Source organism: Halococcus sp. AFM35 (assembly GCF_051195015.1).
Lineage (GTDB): Archaea > Halobacteriota > Halobacteria > Halobacteriales > Halococcaceae > Halococcus.
The window spans coordinates 113,423-125,827 of the sequence record NZ_JBNTJU010000001.1; the positions used below are offsets into that span (position 1 = coordinate 113,423).

Consider the following 12,405-nt stretch of genomic DNA (forward strand, 5'->3'; position numbering starts at 1 on the left):
CATCCGTGCCACCCCGTGGCGACGACCGCGTGCGTTCGCCACCATCAGATATCGACCTCCCTGCCGAGCAAGCCCTGCGGACGGACCAGCAGGATGATGGCGGCGATGACGTAGATGGCGACCGGTGCCCACTGGCTCAAACCGTACTCGATGCCGAGGGAGGGAATCGACAGCGACCAGAGGACGAAAAACGCCTCGGTGAACCCGAGAATCAGCCCGCCGAGTACCGCCCCGCGGATGCTGCCCAGCCCACCGATAACGACGACGATGAACGCCGGCACGAGGATGTCGGTGCCGACCGTGGGGTTGACCTGCCCGATGGGACCGCTGAGAACGCCCGCGATGCCCGCGAGCGCCGCACCGATGGCGAAGACGATGAGATATGCGCGCTCGATTTCGATGCCCAGAAGCTGCACCATCTCGGCGTCCTGTGTGCCCGCACGCACCACCAGCCCGAAGTCCGTGAACTCGATGAGCGCGAACACGCCAAGCACCAGCACCGCAGTGATACCGATGATGAACAGCCGCCACGCCGCGAAGCCCCCGACGATGGGGAGCGGAACGGTGCCCTGCGCCCACGCGGGACGGGCAAGCGAGTAGCTCGACCCGCTGAACAGCACCCGAAACAGCTGCTGGATGACGATGGCGAGACCGAACGTGAACAGTATCTGGTCGACGTCCGACCGGCCGTAGAACGGCCGCGCGACGAACCGTTCCATCGCCAGCCCGACCACGAACACGACCAGCGGTGCGATGACGAGCGCGGCCAGAAACCCCCAGTCGAGACCCACTGTCGAGAACCCCCACTCGGCGACCTGTCCGCGAACGGTCGTCGTCTGGGCGACCAACATGCCGACGTAGAGACCGATGAGGTACAGCGCGCCGTGGGCGAAGTTCACGAATTTGAGCGTGCCGAGGATTATCGAGAGACCGACCGCGAGCAGGATGTATATCGACCCCTGCTGGAGACCCTGAACCAGAAGCCGCGCCACGTCCGTGAGGAGAGTCATCGACTCACCCGATTCGAGCGGTCGGTTCGGTGCTTTCGGTCGTCGGTGCGAACGGTCCGTGTGGTGGGTTTCGGTTTCATGTAGTTGCAGATGGCTCGCTGTCCGTCCCGGTGGATGGTCGTTCGTCCCCTCTACTCGTAGGAGCCGAGCTGACATTCGGCCGCCGGTCCCCCATCACAGGGATAGACGACGTCCTGGCGCGAGACGAGGTCGGTGACCTTCAGCCGGTTGCCCGGCTGCTGTTTGTTCTCCGGTCGTCCCTGCGCGACCGGCACTTTCCGCTGGGCTTGGTGGTCGCACTTGCGCATCGTCTCCTTCCCCATACCCGCGTTGTCGTACTGGTAGCCTTCGAGCTGCTTGATGACCTCCGGCGGGTAGAACGTGCCGGCGCGCTCTGCGGCCGCCGCGTACTGGAAGGTCTGGGCGTAGGCGAGCTGGGCCGGTCCCGACGGCGTGCGGTCGTACTCGTTTCGGAACGCCTTCGTGAACGTCCGCGATGGCTTGTTGTCGATCTCCGAGTCCCACGCGACGGTGCCGTAGACGCCCGGAATCGCCTTCGGCGCGCCGTCGGCCACCAGCTGGTTGTACAACGGCACGACGAGTTCCATCTGCTCGGTGAGACCCATGTTCTGGGCCTGACTCAGCGCGTTCGCGCCGTCGAGACCGTACTCGACGACGAACAGCACTGATGCTTCGGAACTCTGTGCCTCCGAGAGCACCGTCGAGAAGTCCGAGGTCCCGAGTTCGGTCGGGACCGAGGCGACCTGCGACCAGCCCGCCTCCTCGAAGAACCGCTTCATCGAGGACTGGACGGTCTGGCCCCACGTGTAGTCAGCGTACATCTGGAAGAACTTCTTGTTCTTCCCGTAGGCCTTCGTGACCGGCGGCACGAGCGCTTTCGCCGTGTGGTAGGCGTTGAACACCTCGCGGAAGCCGTACCGCCGGCAGTCCGAACCGGTGGTGGCGTTCGAGTGAGTCAGACAGCACTGATACTGCACCTTCTCCTGTTGGGCGAGGCTCTCCAGTGCGACCGCTACCGCGCTTGAGGAGCCGCCGGTGAACATGATGACGTTGTCCTGGCTGATCATCGTCCGTGCGGCGTTGCGCGCCGTGTCGGGGTCCGTCGCTGTATCACCTTTCACGTAGTCTATCTGCTTGCCGAGAACCCCGTTGCCGCTCACGTCCCCCCATAGATTGACCCAGCCGCCGCCGTTGTTGAGATGTTTCACGGCGAGTTTGTACGCCCGAAGCTCGTCCTGTCCTTCCTCCTGATACGAACCGCTCAGCGGAACGGTGAACCCGAAGGTCGCGGTATCTCCCTCGACGGGGAAGTTCCCGATGGAAGGATAGTTCCCGCCACCGCCGCTCCCGTTTCCACCGCCGCTCCCGTTCCCGCCACCGCTCCCGTTCCCGCCACCGCTCCCGTTCCCGCTACCGCCGCCACCACCGCCGCTACCGCCGAGACATCCTGCGAGTCCAGCGATGCCGGCGGTTCCCGCTGCTCCGGTGAGTTTCAGCACATCCCGGCGGTCGCGGACCATGTCATCTTGGGACATGGTATCGACTATGAAGGAGTCCTAATAACGGTTTCGATGCTCGAAAATGACTGACGGCGAAAGATCACAACACAAGAGCTTTTTGCTGGCTACTGACGGATGTTTTTACTCTAATACTGTATATTTGATAATAATGCGCCGTCGCCGGTGCGGTTTTCGGCCGCGTTTCAGTCGGCCTGTATCTGGTCGCGAATCGTCTCGGGCACGCTCGGGTCGGCGAGCGTGCTCGTGTTGCCGAGCTCCTCGTCGTTGGAGATGTCCTCCAGGAGCCGGCGCATGATCTTGCCCGAACGTGTCTTCGGCAGTTCGTCGACGAACAGCACGTTCGACGGCCGAGCGAACTTGCCAATGCCCTCCTCGACCGATTCGACGATGCGCTCGCGCAGTTCCTCGCTCTCCTCGACACCTTCCCTGACGGTGACGTAGATATCGGGCACCTGACCTTTCTCGGCGTCGTCACGCGCGGCGACCGCCGCCTCGGCGACGTCCTCGACCTCCGCGACCGCGCTTTCGAGCTCCATCGTTCCCAACCGGTGGCCGGCGACGTTCATCACGTCGTCGAGGCGGCCGAGGATGCGGTAGTAGCCGTCGGTTCCCTGCACGGCCGCGTCGCCCGCCTCGTATATCCAGTCGTCGGTGTCGTCGGAGTCCGTATTTGAGAAGCGTTCCCAGTACTCCTCGATGAACCGTTCATCGTTGCCGTAGATGGTCTGGAGCATGCCTGGCCACGGCCGCGTGATGGCGAGATTGCCCGCCTCGCCGGATTCGGCCGCGATTTCGGTGCCCTCGTCGTCGAGAATGGCCGGTTCGATTCCCGGGGCCGGGTGGCCGGCGCTGCCGGGTTTCATGTCCTGAATCGCCGGCAGATTGGTAATCATGTGCCCGCCGTTTTCGGTCTGCCACCACGTGTCGACGATGACGGCGTCCTCGTCGCCGATGTGCTGATAGTACCACAGCCACGCCTCGGGCTGGATCGGCTCGCCGACGGTCGTCATGTGTCGGAAGTCGAAATCGTAGCCCTCCAGTTCCTCCTCACCCCACTTCATGAACTGCCGGACCGCCGTCGGCGAGGTGTGGAAGATGTCGACGTCGTACTTCTCGGCGATCTCCCACGTCCGACCCTTGTGCGGGTAGTCGGGCGTGCCCTCGTACATCACCGAGGTGGTGCCGAGCGCGAGCGGCCCGTAGACGATGTAGCTGTGGCCGGTGATCCAGCCGATGTCAGCAGAACACCAGTAGGTGTCGCCCGGCTTGATGTCCTCGACGTAGTTCGCGGTGCCCGTCGCATACGCGAGATACCCTCCTGTCCGGTGCTGGCAGCCCTTCGGCTTGCCCGTCGTCCCCGAGGTGTACATGAGAAAGAGCGGGTCCTCGGCGTCGCGGCTGACCGGCTCCACCCGTTGGCCCCGGTGGTCTTCGAGAAGGTCGTCGACCATCGTGTAGTCGTCGCTGACGTCAACCTGTGGTTCGTCGTGGCGCGTCCATGCGAGCACCTCGGGCGAGCCGTCGATCTCGTCCATCGCGTCGTCGGCCTTCTCGATGTGTTCGAGGAAATCGCCGCGGCGGTAGTAGCCGTCGATGGTGACGACGTGGTCCGAATCGGCGTCGTTGACCCGTTCGGCGAGCGCGCTCGCCGAAAATCCGGCGAAGACCACACTGTGCGGTGCGCCGATGCGTGCACACGCGAGCATCGTGATGGGCAGCGCCGGCACCATCGGGAGGTGGATGGTGACGATGTCGTCCTCCTCGACGCCCGCCGACCGTAGTGCGGCGGCCATTGCGTTGACCTCGCGGTAGAGGTCCTGATAGCTGACGTTGCGCTGCTCGCCGTCCTCGCCCTCCCACAGCAGCGCGGTCTGGTTCTTGCGCTCGTCGAGGTGGCGGTCGATACAGTTGTGGCTGGCGTTCAGTTTCCCGCCGACGAACCACTCGTAGAAGGGTGGGTTCGAGTCGTCGAGCACCTCATCCCAGCGCTCGTCCCAATCGAGCATCTCTGCGTACTCCTCGAACCCGTCGGGGAACTCGTCGAAGCGGTCGTAGACCGCCGGGTCGGCCATGTTCGCCTGCCCGACGAACGCCGTCGGTGGCTCGAAGTAGTCCTGTTCGGCCAGCCGTGATTCTATCGTCAACTCGTCGTCTGTTGCCATGAATTGTCGTCCTCAAATGTGGCCGACGGCACCGTGGCACATAATTGTTGTCCCAGTACCGACTCGACCGCGAACGGCGACGAAAACTGGACCGACGAAAGACGCCGAGCGCGTGTCGACGCGCCCGAATCAGGCCACGCCGACGGTCTCGCGGTAGGAGCCGTGGCGGCGCTCGAACAGCTCCATGATCTCGCCCATCGTCGTGCCCACTTTGACCGCCTCGACGATGGCCGGCATGGCGTTCTCGCCGCTCTCGACTACCTCGCCGAGCGTGTCGAGTGCGTCCTCGACGGCCGCGTCGTCGCGGTCGGCCTTCACCTCTGTGAGGCGCTCGCGCTGGCGCTTTTGCACCCCTTCATCGACGTGGAGCATCTCGGGTTTGGTGTCTTCGTCGGACTCGTAGGCGTTGACCCCCACGACCGTCTCCTCGCCCTCCTCGACGCGCTCTTGATACTCGAAGGAGGCGTCCTGAATCTCGCGGTGGAAATAACCTTGTTCGATGCCTTCAAGCACGCCATCGCGCACCGAGCCGTCGCCCATCTCCCGAATCTCCTCGATGTAGGCCATCGCCTTTGCCTCGGTCTCGTCGGTGAGGCTCTCGACGGCGAAGCTTCCACCGAGCGGGTCGACGATGTCCGCCGCGCCAGACTCCTCGGCGATTATCTGCTGGGTGCGCAGCGCGACCCGTACCGCTTGCTCACTCGGCAGCGCAAGCGCCTCGTCGTAGCTGTTCGTATGGAGGCTCTGCGTGCCGCCGAGAACGCCCGCAAGCGCCTGCACCGTCACCCGTGCGACGTTGTTCAGGGGTTGCTGGGCGGTGAGGCTCTGGCCGGCGGTCTGGGTATGGAATTTCAACTGTTTGGATTTCGGGTCCGCAGCGCCGTACCACTCGTCCATCACGCGCGCGTAGATGCGCCGGGCGGCCCGGAACTTCGCCACCTCCTCGAACAGCGAGTTGTGCGAGTTGAAGAAAAAGGACAGTTGCGGGGCGAACGCGTCGATGTCCAGTCCGCGCTCCATCGCGTCCTCGACGTACGCGAACCCGTCGGCGAGCGTGAAGGCGAGTTCCTGAATCGCCGTCGAGCCGGCTTCGCGGATGTGATAGCCAGAAATCGAGACGGGCTTGATGTTGGAGGTCTCCTCGACGGCGAACTCGATGGTGTCGGTCACGAGGTCGAGCGACGGGTCGGGCGGGATGACCCACTCCTTCTGGGCGATGAACTCCTTCAGCATGTCGTTCTGCATGGTCCCGCGGAGCTTCTCGCGGGAAACCCCGCGCTTGTCGGCGAGTGCGACGTACATCGCATAGATGACTGGGGCGCTCGGATTGATGGTAAACGAGGTCGAAACGTCTTCGAGGTCGATGCCGTCGAAGAGGATTTCCATGTCCCGGAGGGTATCGACGGCGACGCCCTCTTTCCCGACTTCGCCGTCGGCCATCGGGTCATCCGAATCGATGCCCATCAGCGTCGGCATGTCGAAGGCCGTCGAGAGCCCAGTTTGCCCCTCGTCGACGAGGTAGTGAAAGCGCTCGTTGGTCTCCTCGGCGGTCCCGAACCCGGCGAACTGGCGCATCGTCCACGTCCGCCCGCGGTACATCGTCGGATACACTCCTCTGGTATAGGGTTCCTCGCCGGGAAATCCCAAATCCTCGTCGTAGTCGATATCCGAAACGTCCTCGGGCGTGTAGAGTCGGTCGACTTCGAGATTCGAGACCGTGGCGAAGTTCTCTTGGCGTTCGCCGTGGCGGTCGAGCACGGGGTCGAGGGTCTCGTCGGCCCAGCGCTCCTTGTCTTCCCGAATGGCTTCGAGGTCCTCCTCGTCGTACATGCGCGCAACGTTTGCCGGGGTCGTCAATGAAGGTTCCGGGCAGCGGAGTAGTCGGCGGCCGCCTACTCGTGGTTCTGGAGGCGCTCGACGCTCTCGATGAGCGGATGGTGGGCGTAATCGACCACCGCGATGTCGGCAATGGTCGAGAGACCCTCGTTGCGGGCGGTCTCGGCCATGCCGAGTTCGACCCGCTCGTCGACCACGATGACGTAGGCGTCCATCTCATCGATGCCCGACTGGGCGGCGGCTTTCACTCTGTGATGGCCGTCGGCGAGCAGCAGTTCCCCATCGTTGTCGATCACCACTAGGGGTTCGGTCAATCCATGTTCGAGTTCGTAGCTCCGGCCTTCGAGTTCGTCGCCGTAGACCTTCGACTGGGTTGGCGTCAGGCTGTCGAGGGCGACGCGCCGGCGCTGCTCGCTCGTTGTGACGTCGTGGATGTTTTCGAGCGTGCGTGAGAGTTTTCCCACCTTCTCGGGCGTGGCGCGCTCGATCTGGCTGCGCACGACGTCGGTGTTGGCGATGATGCCGATGAGGTTGCCGGCGTCGTCGACGACTGGAAGCTTTTGGATACCCGAGCGCAGGATGACGCGCGCGGCGTCGCTGAGGGCCATCTCCGGGTGGGCGACCACCAAGTCCTCGCTCATCACAGTAAAAACGAGCGCGTCGTCGTCGGCGAGCAGGAGGTCGCGGGCGCTGACGAACCCGATGCAGTTGCGGCCGTCACAGACCGGCAGACCACTGTGTTCTTCGCTCCCGGCGATACGGCGCGCGACCGCCGCAACCGTGTCGTCCGGCGAGACGGTCGCGACCTCACGAGTCATGTAGTCTTCGACCCGCGGTTTCTCGCTCCCTTCGGCCATTGGTGAGCACTCGCCGTCGGCGGACAAAAGCCTCCCGCTCGTCCCGTCGGTCGGAAGGAAGTCCATTCGCTATGCGAAAAACCGTCGGAAAGCAGCGCGATTGAGGCCAGTATCACCTCCAACCGGCAGTATCAACCACGTGCCGGGCCGGAGTCCTCGCGGTCGTCCTCGGTGAACTGGTCGGCCGAGCGCACGCTCGGGCGCGCCTCGATGGCGGTGAAAAAGCGCTCGACGATGAGGTCGTGGACGATGTCGGCGAGTTCGGTCTCGTCGCTCTCGCCGAGCAGTCCCAGGGGAATCTGTGCGCCGGCCATGTCGGCGTGGCCGCCGCCGCTGCCGATCCGGTCGAAGGCGTCCCGCAGCGTCTCGCCGATGTCGAGGGCCGCCCCGCGGGTCCGCCCCGAGCAGTACACTGTGCCGTCGATGATGCCGTAGACCAGCGTCGTCCGTATGCCCTCGATATCGAGCAGTTGGTCGGCCGACTGGGCGAGCGCGTCGCGCTCGTGGAGATCCTCGATGTGGCTCACGAGCACCGACCCGCGGACCTCGCGGTTGGAGATCGCCCGTCCCATCGATTCCAGGGTCTCGGCGCTCATGCTCGGCGTCGCTATCCGTTCGAGCACCGACTCGTCGGTAAAGGGCAGCAGAAAGGCTGCGGCGTCGAAATCCACCGTCGAGGCCTCGCGCCGGAAGTCGTCGGTGTCGACGCGAATCCCGTACAGCAGCGCGGTCGCGACGGTCTCGTCGATATCGATGCCCAACTGGCGGAGGTACTCCACGAGGAGCGTGCTCGTCGCACCGACGTCGCTACGGAGGTCGACGAAGCGTGCCTCGACGGGCGCGCGCGGTGGATGGTGGTCGATGAGCACGTCCACCGGGGTGTCCTCGGGCAGTTGGTCGTTGACGCCCGGCCGGGAGTGGTCGACGAGGGCAATCCCATCGTAGTCGTCGATGTCGCCCGGTTCGAGTTCGCGGAGGTCGACGTCGAGGACGTTGACCAGCGCACGGTTTTCCTGGTGGGTTATCTCGCCGAAATAGCAGATGTCCGCCTCGCGGCCGGTCGTGCGCGCTATCTCACCGAGGGCGAGCGCGCTCGCTATCGCGTCGGGGTCCGGGTTGTCGTGGGTGACGACCGCGAGCGCTCCCTCGATGGAACGGAGCACGCGCCGGAGCCGTCGGGGCCGCATGCTCGCCTCGCCGACGCGCTCGACGAGGTCGGCTGCGGCGGTCGCCTCGCCGTCGATGACGCGGTCGGCGACCGACTCGATTTCCAATCGCGTCTCGGCAGCGGGTTCCTTGCCCGCGTACGCGAGGACGAAGGCGTCGGGGTAGTGCTCGCGGGCGAGGTCGGCGGCCGCCCGGTTCACCGCGGGGTCGTCGCTGGCCACGACGACGACGTCGACCGGTCGCGCCACCGCAGCGAACGTTTCGGGGTCGGTCGGGTCGGCCCGTCGGGCGGCGACGCGGTCGCTGCGGAGGGTCTCGATGCGGTGTTCGTTCTCACAACAGACCAGCACCGACCCGCGTCGGTCGGCGAGCGCGCTCACGAGCGTCCGCCCGACAGCGCCACATCCCAGAACGAGCCGCGAGACCATGCCCACGGCTGGGTGCCGCGACGGTTAAAACCTCCTGCAAGCGCGACGGCAACCCGAACGCCGCCGCGAGCCGTTTCAAAGCCTTTGTAACGGCTGCCCGCGCAGGGCGGGTATGACCGAAACGGTTGTCGTCCTCGGTGCTGGCTATGCCGGGGCCGGTGCAATCATGAGCCTCGAAGACGCCCTCGGCGAGGACACCGACCTCGTCTGGGTCTCGGACAACGACTACCACCTCGTGCTTCACGAGTCCCATCGTTGTATCCGCGACCCGAGCGTCCAAGAGGACGTCACGATACCAATCGAGTCCATCAAATCGCCGAGCACCCGCTTCATTCAGGGCGAGGTCACCGGTCTCGACTGCGACGACCGCGAAGTCTCCTTGGCTGACGGCTCGACGGTAGCCTACGACTACGCACTCGTCACGCTCGGCTCTCAGACCGCGTACTACGGTATCGACGGTCTCGAAGAGCACTCGCTCACGCTCAAGAGCCTCGACGACGCCTTCGAGATCCACGACCAGGTGAAAGAAGCCGCCCGCGAGGCGACCGCCGACGAGCCCGCACAGGTCGTCATCGGCGGCGCTGGGCTTTCGGGCATCCAGACCGCCGGCGAGATCGCCGAGTTCCGTGACATGCATCACGCGCCAATCGACATCACGCTCGTCGAAGCCCTCGAAGAGATATTCCCGGGCAACGACCCCGAGCTACAGGGCGCGCTCAGAAAGCGCCTTCTGGAGCGCGATATCGAGATTTCGACCGACGACCCCATCACCGAAGCCGACGCCGAGGAGATCCACTTCCAGTCCGAGGAATCGCTCGCCCACGACGTGTTCGTCTGGACCGGTGGCATCACGGGCCGTGACGCGATGGGCGATGCGAGCCTCGAAAACGAACACAACCGGGTGAACGCCGACGCGACCTTCGAGACCAGTGACGACCGGGTGTTCGCGCTGGGCGATTCGGCCATCGTCGACCAACCTGATGGACCATGCCCGCCGACCGCACAGGCCGCCTGGCAGGCCGCCGAGGTCGCTGGCGGGAACGTCGCTCGCGCGCTCCACGGTCAGCCACTTTCGGAGTGGACCCACGAGGACAAGGGCACAGTGGTATCGATTGGCGACGCGGCCGTCGCCCACGACGTCGTCGGCGTCCCCATCAACACCTTCGGCGGGCCGGCGGCGGAGGTTCTGAAGAAGGGTATCGCCGCGCGCTGGATCCGTGACGTCGGCGGGACGGCGCGGGCGGCGCAGGCGTGGTCGGACCTCTGAAACGCGCGCTTTTCGAGACCGGACCTACGGCTTTTTCCGCACTCGCCCCCCAGCGTATGGTATGCGCGTCGCGCTGGTTTCTGTCGGCGACGAACTGCTGGCCGGCGATACGGTGAATACGAACGCCGCGTGGCTCGGCACGCGCCTCACCGAACGGGGTGCGGACGTCGAGCGCGCGGTCGTCGTCCCCGACCGTATCGACGAGATCGCCGCCACCATTACTACCCTCCACGGGCGCTACGATGCCGTCCTCGTCACAGGGGGTCTCGGGCCGACCCACGACGACCTGACGATGGACGCCGTCGCGCGGGCGTTCGACCGCGACCTCGAAGAAAGCGACGAAGCGGTGGCATGGCTCGAAGAACACGGCGGCTACGAACGGGACGACCTCGCCGCCGGCACGACCGACCTCCCAAGCGGGGCGCGCGTGCTCCACAACGAGGAGGGCGTCGCGCCGGGCTGTGTCGTCGAATCGGTCTATGTCTTTCCGGGCGTGCCCGACGAGATGAAGGCGATGTTCGCATCGGTCGCCGAGGAGTTCTCTGGAACCATCGAACACGTCGAGACGGTCCACGCCGACGAACCCGAGAGCGCGCTGCTCGACAGGATCGAGGCGGTCCGCGAGCGTTTCGATGTGAGTGTGGGAAGCTACCCCGGCGAGCACGTCCGGCTCAAGGTTCAGAGCGAGAATCGGGAGGAAGCCACGGCGGCGGCCGACTGGCTCGGCGAACACGTCACGCTCGTCGAGGACTGAGCCAGAGGGACTGTTGTGATTCTGTGCCGCATGGTGAAACCGAACGGTTCGTCAAACTCAGAGCAATCCGCAGTCAACGACCCTCGAAAACACTCACAACAGTCCCTCTCAGCGATAGAGATACGCCCACCACGCGGCGACGATGGCCAGTCCCGCGACGGTGACGACGATACCGGCCCCGTTGATGATGCCCGTCTGCACGCCTTCCTGGAGGAGTACCGCGTTCATGCCCATCCTTGTCCGGCCGCCCCTTTAGGTCGTTCGAGTCGGACGGCTTTTGCCGGCGACAGGAGTACGGAGGGTATGCGACGTGTCGGTTTCGTGGTGAACCCCATCGCCGGGATGGGCGGTCGCGTCGGATTGAAGGGAACCGACGGCAAGGTCGCGGAGGCACGCGAGCGCGGGGCCGAACCGCGCGCACCCGAGCGTGCCCGTGAGGCGCTCCAGTCGCTTGCGGCCACCGAGGTGGATATCGAACTGCTCGTTGCCGGCGGAGCGATGGGTGAGACGGTCGTCACCGAAGCCGGCTTCGAGTACGAGACCGTCAGCGACCCACCGGGAGAGACGAGCGCCGCGGACACGCGCGACGCCGTCCGCGCGTTCGCCACGACGGGCGTGGACCTCGTGTTGTTCGTCGGCGGCGACGGCACGGCGGTCGACGTCGCCGAGACGCTCGCCGAGTGCAACCGGGAGATACCGATGTTGGGCGTGCCGGCCGGCGTCAAGATCTATTCGTCGGTGTTCGCGGTCTCGCCGCGTGCGGCCGGGCGTATCGCGGCGACCTTCGAACGCACCGCAACCCGCGAGGTCAACGACATCGACGAGGCAGCCTACCGCTCGGGCGAGGTCACGAGCGAACTGAAAGGGCTTGCCGAGGTTCCGGTCGCCGAGGAACTCCAATCGAGCAAGCAGCTCTCCGGCGGCAGCGTCGCAACGCTCGCAGCGGGCGTCGCCGCCGACGTCGAAGCAGGTGTGACCTACGTGCTGGGACCCGGAAGCACCCTCGGTGCGATAAAGCGCGAACTCGGCTTCGATGGCAGTCCGCTCGGCGTCGACGTCTGGCGGGCGGGCGAGGAGGGCGGCGAACTGCTCGTCAGGGACGGGAGCGCCGACGAGATTCTCGATAGCCTGGACGAGCACAGCGTCGTGATGGTCTCGCCCATCGGCGGGCAGGGGTTCGTCTTCGGGCGGGGCAACCAGCAGCTCTCGCCGGCCGTCCTCCGACAGTCGGGGATCGAAATCGTCGCCTCGCGGTCCAAGCTCGACGACATCGGCGTGCTGCGGGTCGATACCGGCGACCGGGACCTCGACGAGGACCTCCGGGGCTGGCGGAAAGTCAGGATCGGCCGCGTCGAGCGGCGGCTGCTGAAGGTCGTATAGCAG

9 protein-coding genes are annotated in these 12,405 nt (G+C 65.3%); 3 read left to right on the forward strand and 6 right to left on the reverse strand.

The genetic code is table 11. From position 1 onward, the window contains the following. Positions 1-44 precede the first annotated feature (44 nt). The 6 genes from ACQUQO_RS00700 to ACQUQO_RS00725 form a co-directional block, all read right to left on the reverse strand. Positions 45-1,010, reverse strand: coding sequence for a branched-chain amino acid ABC transporter permease (locus ACQUQO_RS00700; RefSeq protein WP_435076013.1), 966 nt, complete (start codon positions 1,008-1,010; stop codon positions 45-47). 131 nt (positions 1,011-1,141) lie between these two features. Next, entirely contained in the window at positions 1,142-2,566 is a 1,425-nt protein-coding gene (locus ACQUQO_RS00705; RefSeq protein WP_435076014.1) for a substrate-binding protein, read from the reverse strand. A gap of 167 nt (positions 2,567-2,733) precedes the next feature. Then, entirely contained in the window at positions 2,734-4,713 is a 1,980-nt protein-coding gene (gene acs, locus ACQUQO_RS00710) for an acetate--CoA ligase (protein ID WP_435076015.1), read from the reverse strand. Positions 4,714-4,842: 129 nt separating this feature from the next. Next, a complete protein-coding gene (locus ACQUQO_RS00715; protein ID WP_435076016.1) occupies positions 4,843-6,543 on the reverse strand; it encodes an acyl-CoA mutase large subunit family protein in 1,701 nt (566 codons plus the stop codon). A 62-nt stretch (positions 6,544-6,605) separates the two neighbouring features. Then, on the reverse strand, positions 6,606-7,406 hold the full coding sequence (locus ACQUQO_RS00720; RefSeq protein ID WP_435076017.1) for a CBS domain-containing protein: 801 nt from the start codon (positions 7,404-7,406) through the stop codon (positions 6,606-6,608). A gap of 131 nt (positions 7,407-7,537) precedes the next feature. Further along, positions 7,538-9,001 (reverse strand): DHH family phosphoesterase, encoded by a 1,464-nt coding sequence (locus ACQUQO_RS00725; RefSeq protein WP_435076019.1) that lies wholly within the window; start codon positions 8,999-9,001, stop codon positions 7,538-7,540. A gap of 112 nt (positions 9,002-9,113) precedes the next feature. Between ACQUQO_RS00725 and ACQUQO_RS00730 the strand changes: the two genes are divergently transcribed. The 3 genes from ACQUQO_RS00730 to ACQUQO_RS00740 all read left to right on the forward strand — a co-directional run bounded on the left by ACQUQO_RS00730 (position 9,114) and on the right by ACQUQO_RS00740 (position 12,402). Then, positions 9,114-10,268 (forward strand): NAD(P)/FAD-dependent oxidoreductase, encoded by a 1,155-nt coding sequence (locus tag ACQUQO_RS00730; RefSeq protein ID WP_435076020.1) that lies wholly within the window; start codon positions 9,114-9,116, stop codon positions 10,266-10,268. 61 nt (positions 10,269-10,329) lie between these two features. Next, complete coding sequence (locus ACQUQO_RS00735; RefSeq protein ID WP_435076021.1) at positions 10,330-11,022, forward strand: competence/damage-inducible protein A; 693 nt, start codon at positions 10,330-10,332, stop codon at positions 11,020-11,022. A gap of 303 nt (positions 11,023-11,325) precedes the next feature. Further along, positions 11,326-12,402 carry an ATP-NAD kinase family protein gene (locus tag ACQUQO_RS00740; RefSeq protein WP_435076022.1) on the forward strand — a complete coding sequence of 359 codons (1,077 nt, stop codon included), beginning with the start codon at positions 11,326-11,328 and terminating at the stop codon, positions 12,400-12,402. The last annotated feature ends 3 nt before the right edge of the window (positions 12,403-12,405 follow it).

What these genes read in the sequence shown, in the direction of transcription:
- ACQUQO_RS00700 (WP_435076013.1), bottom strand. Translation starts at nt 1,010, where the DNA reads ATGACTCTCCTCACGGACGTGGCGCGGCTTCTGGTTCAGGGTCTCCAG.
- ACQUQO_RS00705 (WP_435076014.1), bottom strand. Translation starts at nt 2,566, where the DNA reads ATGTCCCAAGATGACATGGTCCGCGACCGCCGGGATGTGCTGAAACTC.
- acs (WP_435076015.1), bottom strand. Translation starts at nt 4,713, where the DNA reads ATGGCAACAGACGACGAGTTGACGATAGAATCACGGCTGGCCGAACAG.
- ACQUQO_RS00715 (WP_435076016.1), bottom strand. Translation starts at nt 6,543, where the DNA reads ATGTACGACGAGGAGGACCTCGAAGCCATTCGGGAAGACAAGGAGCGC.
- ACQUQO_RS00720 (WP_435076017.1), bottom strand. Translation starts at nt 7,406, where the DNA reads ATGGCCGAAGGGAGCGAGAAACCGCGGGTCGAAGACTACATGACTCGT.
- ACQUQO_RS00725 (WP_435076019.1), bottom strand. Translation starts at nt 9,001, where the DNA reads ATGGTCTCGCGGCTCGTTCTGGGATGTGGCGCTGTCGGGCGGACGCTC.
- ACQUQO_RS00730 (WP_435076020.1), top strand. Translation starts at nt 9,114, where the DNA reads ATGACCGAAACGGTTGTCGTCCTCGGTGCTGGCTATGCCGGGGCCGGT.
- ACQUQO_RS00735 (WP_435076021.1), top strand. Translation starts at nt 10,330, where the DNA reads ATGCGCGTCGCGCTGGTTTCTGTCGGCGACGAACTGCTGGCCGGCGAT.
- ACQUQO_RS00740 (WP_435076022.1), top strand. Translation starts at nt 11,326, where the DNA reads ATGCGACGTGTCGGTTTCGTGGTGAACCCCATCGCCGGGATGGGCGGT.